This is a genomic window from Lacticaseibacillus suihuaensis, assembly GCF_054785075.1.
The window spans coordinates 54,147-68,307 of sequence record NZ_BAAGBJ010000004.1 but is presented as its reverse complement, the minus strand read 5'-3'; the positions used below and the strand labels follow the sequence as shown (position 1 = coordinate 68,307).

Here is a 14,161-nt window from a genome sequence, read left to right as displayed (position 1 = left end):
GTTATCGCTATTGCACTTGTTGGAAAAGCCCCCACTTGAAGGCGTAAAACAAAAGGGTCGTCGAGACGCTGATCGCGGCGAGCAAGGCGTAGCAGCCGGCCAGGTGGACGAAGCCGCGGCGAAAGTCGTGCAGACGAAAGGCGCGGTAGAGAATTTCGGCGCCAAAGACCGCCCCGATGCCGTAGATCAGCACCTTTTGCGTGGCTAGCAGCGTGGGGTTGAAGGTCGGGTTGAACCACTCGGGATGCGCGGTGCCGGCGATGAACAGGTATAGGACCCAGGCCGTGTAGACGAACGAGCCCACAAAGGCGAGCCAGCGGCCGACGCGGCTGAAGTTGAACAGTCGCGACTTGAACATTAACAGGCCCGTGACCAAGGGGTTGAAAATCACCACCGGTAGCGCGGCCGCCGCAATCAGGATGACAACGATTGGGCCAAGCGCGTTGCCGACCAGGCCGCTGACGGCGTCACCGGCACCGCCGGCACTACTGGACTGCCCGTTGGCGTAGTACTTGCCGCAGATTGGGCAACCCTTGGGGCCGGAACCCACTACGCAGCCGCAGTAGGGACACAGATCAGAATTCATGTTAGAACCTCCCAGACACCAGAAATTTTGCTCACGCGCGTTGCGGCACCGCCGAATAAAAAACACTGTAATTCTTGCAGATATGTAATAAAATAGCGGCTCTGCGGTGCGGTAACGCGACGCAATGGGTACATAATAACACGCATCGCGGCCGCCGACACACGATTTGGCAATTAAATGGGGCGGTCGTTCACCCATGGCGTAATCTGTTGGCGGGACCAAAAAAGCACCCGCCGGCTGGCGAGTGCTTCGGTGAAACTTAGGCCAAGGCGCCCATCGGGTCCCATGGCTTCAGGACGGTCGGCTGGTCGTATTCGGCCTTGATCGTGTCTTGGATGGCGGCAGGCAGGTACTTCTTGTTCACAACGACCTGGTAGACGTAGTTGTCGAACCAGTCGTCGGAAGCGACGAAGTAGCCCTTTTGGCCGGCCTTGTCGCCCCAAGAGTTCTCGATCTTCCACTTGGTCGGCTTGCCGTCGACGATGTCAACGCCGGTGATAACCATTGCATGGGTCATCAGGCTTTGACCGTAGTCCAGGCGTTCTGCCTTGGTCATGTCGAAGTCGGAAGCGAACAGCGCGTTCTTGTCGTACAGCGCGGTGTCGAGGATGCCGAGCTTGCCGTCGGATTCCTTACCGACATCGGAGCCGAACCAGACCGTTTCGCCTGCTTCAAGCTGCTTGATGGCAATCTGCTTGAAGTCGTCGATCGCAAGGTTCAGGTGGCGAACTTCGCGGCCGCCGATGACGTTACCCAGCATTTCAACCGTGTACAGGTGGTTGTAAGGCTTGTCGGCGGTCGGCGCGTTGATGACGGATTGGTAATCGTCCGTGTTCCAGCCGATGTACTTTTCAAAGAAGGTCTTCGGGGTCAGGTCGCGGTCGATGTGGTATTCCTTGTCATCATCGCGGTACTCGAAGTCGAACTTGGTCGGTGGGGTCCCCAGGGAGTAAGCCAAAATGCGGTAGTCGTCGGAGAGCATCTTGGACTTAGCTGCTTCGATTTCGTCGGCGGACTTGCCGGCTGCGACCAGGCCGCGCAGCGTAACCGCGTCCTTGCGCAGCTTCTGGTTCAGCACCGCGTTCATCTGGCCGGAGGCGCTGGAGGAGAAGGTTTCAGGCATCACGTACTTCGGCACGATGCCGTACTTGTCGATCAGAGCCGTCAGCATGTCCCACTGACCGCCATCGCCCTGAGGGTTGGCCATCAGCCAGGCTACCTTTCGGGAATCGATGTCTTCCGTCGCCGTCTTGATGACGTTCTCGTAGAAGTAGTTGGACTTTTCGAACTTGTCCCAGAAGAACGTGTAGTTTTGGGACAGCTCGAAGTCCTTGATCTTGAACTGGGCCTGAATCTGGTGACGCATGGTGTTCAGCGCCGCGAACATCCAGCAGCGGCCGGACTGCTTCTGGTTGGCAACCGCGCCGGTTTCAAGGTCGATGGAGAAGGTCTGCTCCATCGTGGTTTGTGGCAGGGTGCTTTCAGCAGACTTCAAGATGCCGTTGTTCATCACACCGCGCTGAAGCACGTCGCTAGCCGGCGTGTTTTCAAGGGCGGATTGGTACTGGGAAATGTTCTCAGCAGAAATAGCCTTAGACATTAGAGTCACTCCTTTGATTAGAAATCGATGATATCTTTAACAGACTTGACCAGTGTATCACACTTAATGAAAACGAAAAACCCCCGCCGCTCAGCCAATTCTCATTAACAGGCGGCGGACCGCCGGTTTCGGGTGGCCACGATGGGCGACTTGGTGACGCGCTTGCGGGGCGGCCGCCGCCGAACCGTCGGCTACTCGCCGGTTGGCCGCAGCACGTCGGCGTATTCCGGCGTGGTGTCGAAGGCGTGGCGTGCGTAGGTACACAGCGGCTCGATGGTTTTGCCGCTGGCCCGGGCCTCGTCGACCACGGCACGAACCAGCTTGGCCGCGATGCCCTGGCCGCGCAGCGATGGATCGACGAAGGTGTGGTCGATGACGAAGGCGCGGCCGTCGTCGATGTCCGGGTAGGTCACCTCGGCGACCAGCTTGCCGGCGTCATCCGTCATGAAGTAGCGGTTGGGCGTGTGTTGGAATGCCATGTTCATTTCCTCCTTAATTGTCGTTCAACGTAATCGTAACAATTCGCTATAATTCTTTCAAGAACCAGAACTCGCCGGGTGCGGCGTGGTAAAATGATACGCGACCAAAAGCACACCATTATGGAGGAAAACATGCACACCAGAGGATTTGAAATTGTTTCCGAGTTCGCCGACGCCGGCGTCAAGCTGCCGGAGCGGCAGACCCAAAACGCGGCCGGCTACGATTTTTTCGCCCGTGAGGATTTCGTGCTCAAAAGCGTCTGGCGCTACGACTTCATCCGCCTGTTTCGCCTGATCAAAAACGAGCACCCGCTGACCGACAGCGACTTCAAACGCGCTGGCAAGATTCTCAAGCCGCTGCTGGTACCGACCGGCGTCAAGGCCTACATGCAACCCAACGAGGTGCTGATTCTGGCCAACCGCTCCAGCAACCCGCTCAAGCGCGGCTTGATCATCCCCAACGGCATCGGTGTGATCGACGCGGATTACTACAACAACGACAACAACGAAGGTGAAATCTTCATTCAGATGGTGAACCTCTCGCCCAAGGACGTCGTGATTCAGCAGGGCGAACGCATCGGCCAGGGCATCTTCATGCCGTACCTCCTGGCCGACGGCGACCTGGGCAACACCAACACCCGCACTGGCGGCTTCGGCTCGACGAAGTTTTAGCCGCGCGGTTTTCGCGACCCGGCTCGAAGTCTCTTGGCTGCGAGTCCCGGTCCGAGCAGGCCGCGTTCGCGTTGGGTGACGCAGCCCGTTTCGCGAGCGAAGTCGCAAATTTTGCGGGGCGAGGCCGCTTCAGGCACCAGGCATTGGCACCAGCGGCACCACACCCGATTCGATTTTTTAGGAGGTCGACACATGGCTAAAGCCAAAACACAGTACGTCTGCCAGAACTGCGGGTACATCTCCGCAGGCTACCTCGGGCGTTGCCCGAACTGCGGCACGTGGAACTCACTGGTTGAGGAGACGTTGAGCAGCGGCCCCAAGCCGGCGCCTCGCACCACCACCGGTGGCAGCCGGGTGCGGCCGGAACGCATCGATGCCGTGCAGTTCAAGAAGGAAAAGCGCGTGGAAACTGAGCTGTCCGAGCTCAACCGGGTGCTGGGCGGCGGCATCGTGCCGGGTTCTTTGATTCTGATCGGCGGCGACCCCGGCATCGGCAAGTCGACGCTTTTGACCCAGGTCTCCGGCTTTTTGGCCAAGGCCGGCGGCAAGGTCTTGTACGTGTCGGGGGAGGAAAGCGCCAGCCAGATCAAGATGCGAGCCAACCGGCTGGGCGTCGGCGACTCGGGGATGTACCTGTACCCCGAAACCGATATGCCGAGCATCACGGCGGCGATCGCCGACATGGCGCCGGATTACGTGATCATTGACTCCGTGCAGACGATGAACGTGCCGGACATGTCGTCTGCGGTCGGCTCCGTCGCCCAGATTCGCGAGGTGACGGCCGAGCTGATGCGCATTGCCAAAACCAACCAGATTACGATTTTCATCGTCGGTCACGTCACCAAGGAAGGCGCGATCGCGGGGCCGAAAATCCTCGAGCACATGGTCGACACCGTCTTGTACTTCGAAGGCGACATGCACCACACCTACCGGATGCTGCGGTCGGTCAAGAACCGCTTCGGCTCGACCAACGAAATCGGCATTTTCGAGATGCACGAGTCGGGTCTGGCGGAGGTCGCCAACCCCAGCGAGATTTTCCTCGACGAGCGGCTGGAAGGGGCGACCGGCTCCGCGGTGGTCGTGTCGATGGAAGGCACCCGGCCGATTCTAGTCGAGCTGCAGGCGCTGATGACGCCGACGATGTACGGCAACGCCAAGCGAACCAGCTCGGGCCTGGACCACAACCGCGTCAGCCTGATCATCGCCGTTTTGGAAAAACGCGCCAACCTGATGCTGCAAAATCAAGACGCCTACCTCAAGGCGACCGGCGGGGTGCGGCTGGACGAGCCGGCCATCGACCTGGCGATGGCGATGGCGATTGCCAGCTCCTACCGCGACAAGGAGATTCCGCCGACCGACTGCTTCGTCGGCGAAATCGGCCTGACCGGTGAGGTGCGGCGCGTCAACCGCATCGAGGACCGCATCAAGGAGGCCGCCAAGCTCGGCTTCACCCGCATCTTTGTGCCCAAGAATAACCTGCAGGGCTTCACTGCCCGTGATAAAATCAAAGTGATAGGTGTCACAAGCGTCGGCGAGGCCCTCCAAAAGGTCTTGGGCGGCCGCGACTGATGCCAATCCGCGGCCGAACCGCGAGGCTGTCGGACCGCAAACCAGAGTGGAAAGGGCGAACATAGCGGGAGCGCATAGCTACGCCGCGTCACTTGAGGCCAAGCCCAGGCCTCAACTGCCACGGCTAGGCTATGCGTTCCGCTAAAGACGCTCGGTTCCACCCTCTCTTGAAAGGAGGAATTCCATGAATACTAAGAAACACATTATTTCCATTATTTTCGCTCTGGTCGGGGTCGGCCTCGGGCTTGGGGTTTTGCCAGCGCTGTGGGATCTTTTCAACGTCGAAAACGTGACCTGGCTGACCAATCCAATCGTCGATGCCCTGCTCGGCGCCTTAATTTTCCTGATTCTCGCCGAGCTTTCCGCCGGCTGGATCCTGCGGCAGCTCAAGGCGGTCGAGACCTACCTCAGCAATCAATCGCCGAGCTACCTGCTTTTCGGGAGCTTAGGTACCATCGTTGGCCTGGTGTTAGCAGCCCTTATTTCAATCACCACATCCAATCTTCCCGGGCCATGGGGGACCGTTGTTTCCATCGTCTTGATGCTCGTCTTGGGCTACTTAGGTTTTCGCACCGGGACCACCCGCCGCGACGAGTGGCGCAAGCTGTTCAATGCCCGAGGCAAAAAGCCTGAGCCGGAATCCGGCGAGGTGCTGGAGCGTCGCGCCGGTGAAAACTATCGCAAGTTCAAGCTGCTGGACACCAGCGTCATCATCGACGGCCGGGTGCAAAGCATCGCCAAAATCGGCTTCATCGAAGGGACGCTTTTGGTACCGACCTTCGTGGTGCATGAGCTGCAGCTGATCTCCGATTCCGCCGACGCCTTGAAGCGCGGCCGCGGTCGCCGGGGCCTGGACATCATCAACCAGATGAAGGCCGACCCCGACATCCATGTCGAAATGTACGACGGCGACTTCGAGGACATGACCGAGGTCGACTCCAAGCTCCTGAAGCTCGCCAAGTTGCTGGACGGCGTGGTCATCACCAACGACTACAACCTCAACAAGGTCGCCCAGTTCCAAAACGTGCCGGTGCTGAACATCAATGCGCTGGCCAACGCCTTGAAGCCGGACCTGATTCCTGGCGAGGGCCTGACCGTCACGGTCATCAAGTCGGGGACCGAGCGTCAGCAAGGTGTCGCCTACCTCGAGGACGGCACGATGGTCGTGGTCGAAGACGGCCAGTTCTACATCAACAAGCCGCTCGACGTGGTGGTCACAAGCGCCATCCAGACGGCGGCCGGCCGCATGATTTTCGCCAAGCCAGCCCACCAGCAAAAATCGCTTCGCGAACAGAATCCAGATCCCAAGCCAGCCGGCAAGAAGCCGACCCGCAAGTAAGCCAACGCCCCGCAATCGCGATGATTGCGGGGCGTTTTGGCGAACACCAGTGGATGTAAAATGCTAAAATGGAGAAGAGCGAATGCCGGTGTGGTGGGATTTGTTTAGTATGTTCCCCGCATGTGCGGGGGTGATCCCTCGATGATCGGCATCGTCAACGGCGCCATCGAATGTTCCCCGCATGTGCGGGGGTGATCCCATCTCACCCAAAGGCAACTCCAGTCCTGACCCATGTTCCCCGCATGTGCGGGGGTGATCCCGCAAGTCCTTCACCCGCGAGGTTGGGCTAGGCATGTTCCCCGCATGTGCGGGGGTGATCCCCAAGTGGTGGCCCTGGGCAAAGAGCTGACCAGATGTTCCCCGCATGTGTGGGGGTGATCCCTGGAACCAAGTCGCGGATGCCATCCCGGGTGCGTGTTCCCCGCCTCTGCGGGGGTGCCTTGTATTATTGTATTCCGGAATACAATAATACAATTTCATAGGCGAAGGGTCGCCGCCGCAATCGATAACGCGTCGCCTCACCGCAAGGCTGATTCGATAAGCAGGCTGCCATCGCTACTCCGGCCACCGTCACTCCGGCCACCCGCCGCCGTGGCGGTGGTTTTTTGCCGGTTTTCCTCACGAACCTGCCGCGATGTCACAACGCCGTGCCTTGGGAAAGCGCCGCCATCGTGGTAAGCTACCGGTGAGACATTACTCATGGAGGTCAATCATGCTGACAACAGATAAGTTCGGTGAGGTCGCCGGCCACGCGGTCACGGCTTACACCATTGAAAATCACAACGGGGTTCAACTCACGGTGCTGGATTACGGTGCCACCTGGCATGCGCTGAACGTGCCGACGCCAGACGGGTCGCACCAGAACCTGATTTTGAACACCGACCTGGCCGGCTACGCCAAGCCGGACGGCTACTTCGGCAAGGCCATCGGACGCTTCGCCGGCCGCGTTGGCGCCGGTCAGCTGGTGCTGGACGGCCAACCGGTGGCGGTGCCGGCCAACGAAGGCACGACGACGCTGCACGGCGGTCCCAACGGCTTCAGCACGTTGTTTTTCAAGGCAGCGGCCGCCGCAGACCACGTGACCTTCACCCGCACCGTGACGCCCGAGACCGACGGCTTCCCCGGGACGCTTGAGGTCAGCGTGACCTACACGCTGACCGAGGCCGACGAGGTGGTGATCGACTTCACCGGCGCGACCGACCAGACGACGGTGTTCAACCCGACCAACCACGTCTACTGGAACCTGAACTCGGCCGACGACACGATTGAAAACCACACGCTGCAGCTGGCCGCGACCAGCCACTACGAACTTGAACCGTCCAAGGTGCTGACCGGCGCCGTGGTGGCCAACGCTGACACGCCTTACGATTTTCGCGGGCCGCGGCTGCTTGGACCGGCGCTGCGCGACCTGCAGGTGATTCCAGAAGCGGGGCTGGACGACGTGTTCGCCATTGACGACCACGCTGCAACCGAGCCGGTGGCCGTGTTGAGCCAGGGTCAGCGCCAAGTGACGATGTACTCCGCTCGCAACGCGGTGGTCGTGTTCACCTCCAACCACTTCGGTGACGAGCTGCACTTTTTGCGTCACCAGTCGCGGCCGTACGTCGGCATCGCGATGGAGGCGCAGACCAGTGCCGCCGGGTTGGTCGACCCAGACCTCACCCAGGCCACCTTGGCCGCTGGCACCTCGCGCCACGAACAGATTCGCTACGCCTTCAAGTACTAGGTCAGCGCCATGGAAGCGACAAGCGAGCGATTGATTCTGCGCAGCCCCCAGCCTGAGGACTGGCCCGGCTACCTGGCCTTGGTGCAAAGCGACCAGGCGATGGCCTGGGGGGCGTTTGGCAACCAGCGGCCGCAGACCACGGAAGAGGCGATTGGCAGCTTCGCCAAGTTCTACCTGCCCCCAAACGCCGGCAGTCTCGCGGTGATTCTGCCGGCCACCGGGCGGCTGATCGGCGTGATGACGGCGAGCAAGCAGTGGATCGGCACCTGGGAGTGCGGCTATCTGTTTCACCCCGACTTTTGGCACCACGGCTACGCGACCGAGGCTCTGCGACTGGAACTTGACTACCTGTTCATCAGTGAAAACGCGCCGTACGTCTTCGCGGAGTACGTCCAGGGCAACGAGCCGTCCCGCCGCGTCCTGGCCCGGGTGGGGATGAAGCCGGAAGGCACGGCGCGGTGCGGCTTTCTGCTCCGCGGCGAGCTGCGCGACTTGTGCCGCGTCGGGCTGACACAGGCCGAGTGGCAGGCGCAACAGGCGCCGTCCGACAACTGAGTTACCTTAGCAAGGAAGCCCCCACACGCATGGTTTCGGCGTGTGAGGGCTTCTTTGGTTTGGATATGGGTGCGGGTGTTAGGACCGCCTCGCTGCGGTTAGGAAGCCGCGCGGCTGTGGCGTTCCTGAATCGTGACCAACCGCTGGTCGAGGTTAGGATCGTCTTGAATCAGCTCGCCGATGGACTCGGCGGTGATACGACCGGAAATCGGGTTTTTGACCGAGTCGATGTGGCTGACCACCTCGGCGTCGATGTCTCGGCAGTACTCGAAGGCCAGGTCGGTGCGAAGCAGCTTGCAGTTGACCAGCCGCAGCCCGTCGATGTAGCACAGGCCCTGGTCGGATTCGATGGTGCAGTTGATCAACGTGAGGTTCTTGGTGTTCCACGCGAGGTACTCGCCGTTGATGGTCGAGTCGTAGATGGTGACGTTCTCGCAGTTCCAAAAGGCGTCCTTGGTCACGAAGGTGGAATCATGCACTTCGACGTTCTTGGCGCCATCGAAGGCGTAGTTGCCGACCAGATCGAGGTGGGAGACGCGAATGTTTTCGCTGTCGGCGCCGAAGTAGTCACCGCTGGCCTGGACGTGGTCGAGCACGATGTCGTGGCAGTGCCATAGCGTCTCCTGGGCGTCGGCCAAGTGAACGTTGCGCAGCGTGATGTGACCGCTGCGGCGAAACTGCTTGGGGGCCTGGATGGTCGAGTCGGTGATGGTGATGTCGTCGGTGTACCAGATGCCGGAGCGGCTCATGGTTTCAAAAATCGAATCGCTCACCGTGATGTGCTGGCTGTACCACAGCGGGTACTTGTATTTGAACACATCGTGGCGCAGCGTGAGGTTGCGGCTTTCCTTGAGTGGCGACTCGCCGGCCGCGAAGGTGGAGTCGGTGATGGTAGCGTCGTGCGTCGCAAACAACGCGCGTTCGCCGGTGAAGTATTGTTGGTTATAGTTGGTCATGTGCATCCTTTCGTTGAATCCAATCGCGCAACCCCCGCGTCAGCCGGGCCAGCCCGTCTTCAAGCAGTGGGGTCGGGCAGGCGATGTTCAACCGCAGGAAGTCGCGGCCGTTGCCTCGGTAGTCGGCCCCGGCGCTGACTTTCAACCCGGTGTCTTCGAGCAAAAAGGCGGCCAAGGCGGTCGAGTCGTGGCTGACCGCACTGGTGTCCAGCCACAGCAGGTAGGTCGCATCCGGCTGCACCAGTGCCACCGGCAGCTTGGCCTCACTCAGCCGCTTTTGGACCAGCGCCAGGTTGGCCTGCAGTTTCTCGCGCAAGGCGGCCAGCCACGCGTGACCCTGGGTGTAGGCGGCGATGGTGCCGGGAATCGCCAGCAGGTTGGGCTCGTTGACTTCGTCGGTGCCAAGCCCCCGGGCGACGATGGCGCGAAGCTGTGGGTTGGGCACGATGACGGTGGCCGCGTGAAGCGCCGCGACGTTGAAGGTCTTGCTCGGCGAGCACAGCATTACTAGGTGGTCGCGCAGGTTGGCCGGCAGGGTGACCGTCGGCACGTAATCGGTCGCCCCCAGCCGCAGGTCGCCGTGGATCTCGTCGGCCACCAGGGTGACGCCGTTTTGCAGGCACAGCGTGGCGATGCGGGTCAGCTCGGCTCGCGTCCAGATGCGGCCGACCGGGTTGTGCGGGTTGCACAGCACCATCGCGGTGGTCAAAGGCTGCGCGAGCTTGGCCTGAAGGTCGGCGAAGTCGATCGCGTAGGTGTGTGCGACCGGGTCGTAGACGAGATCCGAGCTGAGCGTGTGGCGGCCGGAGTTTTCAATTGAGTTATAAAACATGTTGTACACCGGGGCGGTGACCACCACGCTGTCGCCGACGTTGGTGACGCGGCGCAGCGTGGCCGACAGGGCGGGAATCACGCCGGTGGCAAAAAGCAGCCAGTCGGCGTCAAGCGTGGCGTGGTGTTCCTGGGCATACCAGTCGCTGACGGCCTGAAAGTAGTCCGCGTGGGGCTCCTCGTAGCCGAACACGCCTTGGGCGACCTTGGCCTGCATCGCCTGTTGGATCTCCGGTGCGACCTGAAAGTCCATGTCGGCGATCCACATCGGCAACTCGCCGGGGTCGCCCGACCACTTGATGGAATCCGTGTGGCGCCGGTCGATGGTGCTGGTGAAATCATACATGCTGGATTGTGCCTCCCTGAGTGTTTTGGGTGTGATGGGCGAAGGGGTTCAGGTCGGCTTCGTCATAGTGGTCGATTTTGGCGGCCAGCCGGTCGTAGGTGCCTTGCACCGCCTGCAGCTTGGCCGCGATGACGGTCAGCTGCGTCTGGAGCAGCTGCTTGCGAGCGGCTGCGGTTTGCGGCCCGGCCTGGTACAGCGCGATGTAATCGCACAGCGCCTCGATGGAGACGCCGGCGTTTCGCATGCACTTGGCGAAGTTGCACCAGTCCAGCTCGGCGGGGCCGTAAGCGCGGTAGCCCGCCGCCGTTCGCGGCACCGGTGGAATCACGCCGACGCGTTCCCAGTAGCGCAGGGTGTCGGCCGACACGGCCAGCGTGTCGGCCACGGCTTGAATGTTCATGTTGTCGCCTCCGTTTCTCCTCTATCCTAAACCTTGGAGGGGACTCCAAGGCAACCCCGTTCGCCCATTTTCTGCAAAAAAACACCCCTGAGCAGGGGTGAGTGGGTCAAAACAGGCTGGTCCGAAGCTTCTGCCGCAACCTCGCGACCAGCGCCGGGTCGCTGACGGTGTCGGCGATCACGGCCATAATCGCGTCGAGGCTCGGCGCCGCCGCGACGGTAGCAGCCAGGTGAGCATTGACGTGTTGCACCAGCTCGTGCTTGTCGGCCGCGGCCATCAACGGGCTGACCACGAAGCACGGCTTGTTCAAGAGGTACAGGCGGCTGGTGTAAGACGTGGTGAAGATCAGGTCGAAGCTCGCGGCCTCAAGCGCCGGCAGACTGGTGAAGGCGCGGAAGGTCAGGTTGGGAAACAGCGTGGTCAGCATGCGCAGGGCCAGCTGCCCGACGCCCAGGCCGCTGGGGCAGTAGAACGCGGCGGTCGGCTGGGTCGGCCGCGGTGCGGTCACGCCGCGGCTGGCCGCGACCAGGTGCATGGTCAGGTAGGCGACCTCGGCCGGCGGCACCAGCCCGACTTCGGTGCGGTCCGAGCAGACCGACGCCACCGCGGCGAAGGCCTTGGGGTAGCTGGCCTTGACCTGGGCCGTCAGCGGGTTGGCGACCGGGTAGTCGAAGCGCATCCGAAAGTACATCCCGCGAAAATGCGAGTACAGCTGCGCGACCACCGCCGTCTCATCCGCGAAATGGGTCATCGTGATGGCGGCGTAACGCCGCACCAGGTGGGCCGCCAGCGGCCGCAACCGGTTGTCAATGCGACCGCGAGCTGCGGTGCCGCTGGCCAGGCACAGCACTAGCAGGGTGACGTACTGCACGGCCACCGGCTGGGTGATACCAAGCGCCTCAAGCAGCGCCTGGGCGAAGCGGTGTTCGGGCAGGTCGGCCAAGGCGGCGCCGTCGACGCCGCGCGGCAGGTAGTTCGGTGCCAGGCGCAGCCGCCCGACCAGGAACAGCAGCAGGTCGTTGAGCTCAAGCAGTCGGTGTTCGGTGAAGGGGATGCCGTGGTCGCCGGCGAGGTCGCGCAGCAGGCGCAGGTTGGTCAGCCGGTCCAGCGGCTGAATCAGCTTGGCGAACAGCCGCAGCAGCCCGGTTTGGTGCCTGGCGCTGGCGTGGACGATTACGTCCATCAAAAAGGCGCGGATGTTGCGCTCGGCGCCGGTCAGGCGGTAGCCGTTTTGCCGGTCGTAGGAGATGTTCAGGCGGCTGGACTTGAGGCTGGCGCTCAATGCCTTGAGGTCTTTGGAGATGGTCGATTGGCTGACCTGCAAGGCATCGGTCAGGTGAACCAGGGCTAGGTACTCGCCGTGGCAAGCCAGCATCAGGGTCAAGAACAGCTGGCGTTCCTCGGCGTTCAGGGCGTAGGTGTCCAGGCGAATCAGGCGGTCGGTCGTGCGAAGGTCCAGGAGGTAGCGGTAGGCCTGCGGGGCCAGGGTGACGGCCGGCCCGTCTGCGGCCAGCTGCGGCAGCTTCTGGCCGGCCAGAAGCTGGTTGAGCTTTTCGATGGCGTAGTCAACCTGGCGTCCGGTCAGGTCCAGGGCCGACTGGAGCTGGGCCTTGCCCTGCGTCGGCGACTGGATCAGCGCGTCGATGATCAGAATCTGTTTGGCGTCGAGCATGACGACCTCCTTTCGTGACCTCAAATGAGAAGATACCTCATTATACAACAACGGACAAAGCGGGAGGAGGCCGCCTTCAACCACTTGTGTAGACAAGTTTTGGCTAGCCAAATATTGGACTAAACCAATTCAAGCGTTCTCACCGGTTGCCGTCGCCGGCGGCCGCGGCGAGTGGCGTAGACCAATCCGTATGTAAATCTAGTCTCAAGCTAGTTTGTAAAATATATTAACGAATTATGTTGGCGGTGCCACAAAATGTGAAAGCACTTTCGGTTGAGTTACGCGCCGTTTGGGCATAAAAATAAAGAGTACTCAAGTTGTGCGGCGCCTGTGCGTCGGCGACATGAGGAAGATGTTGAACAAGCGTCGCGAGCGTTTCGCGGCGGCGGAGGCATTATGCAGGTCCAAGTTCTAGAGCACGAGCACATTTTTGCACCGCACCCCGCGGGTCAGTGCCACGCCTCGACGGTTGCCGTCCTGGCGCCTGGCGTGATCGGGGCCGCCTGGTTCGGCGGCAGCGAGGAGGGTCACGCAGACGTGGCCATCTGGTTTGCCACCCTACAGGACCACCAGTGGTCTGAACCACGCAAGGTTGCCGACGCGCCGGTCGCGTGTTGGAACCCGGTGCTGTTGGCGGAGGACGGGCTAGTCACGCTGTTTTACAAGCGCGGCGCCGAGATTCCCACCTGGCAGACGCTGGTCATCCAATCAAGCGACGGCGGCGCCACGTGGTCTGAACCACGTGAGCTGGTCGCCGGCGACCACGGCGGCCGCGGCCCGGTCAAAAACAAGTGCCTGCGGCTGCAAAGCGGCGACCTGCTGGCCCCGGCCTCGACCGAGGCTGGCGAGTGGAACTGCTTCGTCGATCGCTTCGACGGCACGACCTGGCAGCGCTCGGCGAATGTGCCGCTCGACCGCTTCCGCCTGCAAGGCACCGGCATCATTCAGCCGACGCTTTGGCAGTCGGCGGATGGCACGGTGCATATGTTGATGCGAAGCTCGGAGGGCTACGTTTTTCGCAGCGACTCCAAGGACGACGGCCGCACTTGGGCTCAGGCCTACGCGCTGGATGTGCCGAACAACAATTGCGGCATCGACGTGGCGCGGCTGGCCGATGGGACCTTGGTGCTCGCCCACAATCCGGTGAGCGGCAACTGGGCCGCCCGGACGCCGATGATTCTGGCGACGTCCACGGACGACGGGCGGCATTTTGACCCGCTGCTGTGGCTCGACCACGTGCCGGCGGATAAGAACATCGTGGCAGCGGAGTTCTCTTACCCGGCAATTGTGGCCAGCGGCCAGGACGTGTACGTCACGTATACGTGGAAACGGGCGACCATCGCGTTTTGGCACCTGCGGATCGCCGCAACGCTTTGACAACATCTCGACTGCAAGCGGTTTGGGCCGCTTGTAACTTGGTAAACTCTAGG

Annotated in this window: 13 protein-coding genes and 1 CRISPR repeat array; of the genes, 6 read left to right on the top strand and 7 right to left on the bottom strand. The window is 61.5% G+C overall.

What is annotated here, in order from left to right:
* Positions 1–7 precede the first annotated feature (7 nt).
* From ACYVRZ_RS05030 to ACYVRZ_RS05020, 3 genes are all read right to left on the bottom strand, one after another.
* On the bottom strand, positions 8–586 hold the full coding sequence (locus ACYVRZ_RS05030; protein WP_461225372.1) for a hypothetical protein: 579 nt from the start codon (positions 584–586) through the stop codon (positions 8–10).
* A gap of 259 nt (positions 587–845) precedes the next feature.
* Entirely contained in the window at positions 846–2,186 is a 1,341-nt protein-coding gene (locus ACYVRZ_RS05025) for a C1 family peptidase (protein WP_461225370.1), read from the bottom strand.
* A gap of 191 nt (positions 2,187–2,377) precedes the next feature.
* Positions 2,378–2,665 carry a GNAT family N-acetyltransferase gene (locus tag ACYVRZ_RS05020; RefSeq protein WP_461225368.1) on the bottom strand — a complete coding sequence of 96 codons (288 nt, stop codon included), beginning with the start codon at positions 2,663–2,665 and terminating at the stop codon, positions 2,378–2,380.
* Positions 2,666–2,797: 132 nt separating this feature from the next.
* Here ACYVRZ_RS05020 and ACYVRZ_RS05015 point away from each other — a divergent pair, with 132 nt between their 5' ends.
* The 5 genes from ACYVRZ_RS05015 (at position 2,798) to ACYVRZ_RS04995 (ending at position 8,526) form a co-directional block, all read left to right on the top strand.
* A complete protein-coding gene (locus ACYVRZ_RS05015) occupies positions 2,798–3,337 on the top strand; it encodes a dCTP deaminase/dUTPase family protein (RefSeq protein WP_262315043.1) in 540 nt (179 codons plus the stop codon).
* Positions 3,338–3,529: 192 nt separating this feature from the next.
* Positions 3,530–4,906: a DNA repair protein RadA gene (gene radA, locus ACYVRZ_RS05010; protein ID WP_262315042.1), complete on the top strand. Its 1,377-nt coding sequence runs from the start codon at positions 3,530–3,532 to the stop codon at positions 4,904–4,906.
* 184 nt (positions 4,907–5,090) lie between these two features.
* Positions 5,091–6,245, top strand: a complete 1,155-nt coding sequence (locus ACYVRZ_RS05005; RefSeq protein WP_461225366.1) for a PIN domain-containing protein — start codon at positions 5,091–5,093, stop codon at positions 6,243–6,245.
* Positions 6,246–6,354: 109 nt separating this feature from the next.
* A CRISPR array of direct repeats spans positions 6,355–6,627; the repeat unit is 29 nt; unit sequence ATGTTCCCCGCATGTGCGGGGGTGATCCC.
* Positions 6,628–6,957: 330 nt separating this feature from the next.
* Entirely contained in the window at positions 6,958–7,971 is a 1,014-nt protein-coding gene (locus ACYVRZ_RS05000) for an aldose epimerase family protein (protein ID WP_461225364.1), read from the top strand.
* Between the two features lie 9 nt (positions 7,972–7,980).
* Positions 7,981–8,526 carry a GNAT family N-acetyltransferase gene (locus ACYVRZ_RS04995; protein ID WP_461225362.1) on the top strand — a complete coding sequence of 182 codons (546 nt, stop codon included), beginning with the start codon at positions 7,981–7,983 and terminating at the stop codon, positions 8,524–8,526.
* A 98-nt stretch (positions 8,527–8,624) separates the two neighbouring features.
* Here ACYVRZ_RS04995 and ACYVRZ_RS04990 read toward each other — a convergent pair whose 3' ends face one another.
* The 4 genes from ACYVRZ_RS04990 to ACYVRZ_RS04975 form a co-directional block, all read right to left on the bottom strand.
* Positions 8,625–9,482, bottom strand: a complete 858-nt coding sequence (locus tag ACYVRZ_RS04990) for a DUF3737 family protein (protein ID WP_461225361.1) — start codon at positions 9,480–9,482, stop codon at positions 8,625–8,627.
* The gene (locus ACYVRZ_RS04985; RefSeq protein WP_461225359.1) at positions 9,469–10,659 is read right to left on the bottom strand and encodes a MalY/PatB family protein; all 1,191 of its coding nucleotides are present in this window, start codon (positions 10,657–10,659) and stop codon (positions 9,469–9,471) included. The genes ACYVRZ_RS04990 and ACYVRZ_RS04985 overlap by 14 nt, the downstream gene beginning before the upstream one ends.
* Entirely contained in the window at positions 10,652–11,059 is a 408-nt protein-coding gene (locus tag ACYVRZ_RS04980) for a MerR family transcriptional regulator (protein WP_461225357.1), read from the bottom strand. The genes ACYVRZ_RS04985 and ACYVRZ_RS04980 overlap by 8 nt, the downstream gene beginning before the upstream one ends.
* A 106-nt stretch (positions 11,060–11,165) precedes the next feature.
* A complete protein-coding gene (locus ACYVRZ_RS04975) occupies positions 11,166–12,731 on the bottom strand; it encodes a BglG family transcription antiterminator (RefSeq protein ID WP_461225355.1) in 1,566 nt (521 codons plus the stop codon).
* Positions 12,732–13,127: 396 nt separating this feature from the next.
* Here ACYVRZ_RS04975 and ACYVRZ_RS04970 point away from each other — a divergent pair, with 396 nt between their 5' ends.
* Positions 13,128–14,108, top strand: a complete 981-nt coding sequence (locus ACYVRZ_RS04970) for a sialidase family protein (protein ID WP_461225353.1) — start codon at positions 13,128–13,130, stop codon at positions 14,106–14,108.
* Positions 14,109–14,161 lie beyond the last annotated feature (53 nt).

Excerpts from the sequence above, each read along its gene's own strand:
- ACYVRZ_RS05030 (WP_461225372.1), bottom strand. The coding sequence starts at position 586 with ATGAATTCTGATCTGTGTCCCTACTGCGGCTGCGTAGTGGGTTCCGGC.
- ACYVRZ_RS05025 (WP_461225370.1), bottom strand. The coding sequence starts at position 2,186 with ATGTCTAAGGCTATTTCTGCTGAGAACATTTCCCAGTACCAATCCGCC.
- ACYVRZ_RS05020 (WP_461225368.1), bottom strand. The coding sequence starts at position 2,665 with ATGGCATTCCAACACACGCCCAACCGCTACTTCATGACGGATGACGCC.
- ACYVRZ_RS05015 (WP_262315043.1), top strand. The coding sequence starts at position 2,798 with ATGCACACCAGAGGATTTGAAATTGTTTCCGAGTTCGCCGACGCCGGC.
- radA (WP_262315042.1), top strand. The coding sequence starts at position 3,530 with ATGGCTAAAGCCAAAACACAGTACGTCTGCCAGAACTGCGGGTACATC.
- ACYVRZ_RS05005 (WP_461225366.1), top strand. The coding sequence starts at position 5,091 with ATGAATACTAAGAAACACATTATTTCCATTATTTTCGCTCTGGTCGGG.
- ACYVRZ_RS05000 (WP_461225364.1), top strand. The coding sequence starts at position 6,958 with ATGCTGACAACAGATAAGTTCGGTGAGGTCGCCGGCCACGCGGTCACG.
- ACYVRZ_RS04995 (WP_461225362.1), top strand. The coding sequence starts at position 7,981 with ATGGAAGCGACAAGCGAGCGATTGATTCTGCGCAGCCCCCAGCCTGAG.
- ACYVRZ_RS04990 (WP_461225361.1), bottom strand. The coding sequence starts at position 9,482 with ATGACCAACTATAACCAACAATACTTCACCGGCGAACGCGCGTTGTTT.
- ACYVRZ_RS04985 (WP_461225359.1), bottom strand. The coding sequence starts at position 10,659 with ATGTATGATTTCACCAGCACCATCGACCGGCGCCACACGGATTCCATC.
- ACYVRZ_RS04980 (WP_461225357.1), bottom strand. The coding sequence starts at position 11,059 with ATGAACATTCAAGCCGTGGCCGACACGCTGGCCGTGTCGGCCGACACC.
- ACYVRZ_RS04975 (WP_461225355.1), bottom strand. The coding sequence starts at position 12,731 with ATGCTCGACGCCAAACAGATTCTGATCATCGACGCGCTGATCCAGTCG.
- ACYVRZ_RS04970 (WP_461225353.1), top strand. The coding sequence starts at position 13,128 with ATGCAGGTCCAAGTTCTAGAGCACGAGCACATTTTTGCACCGCACCCC.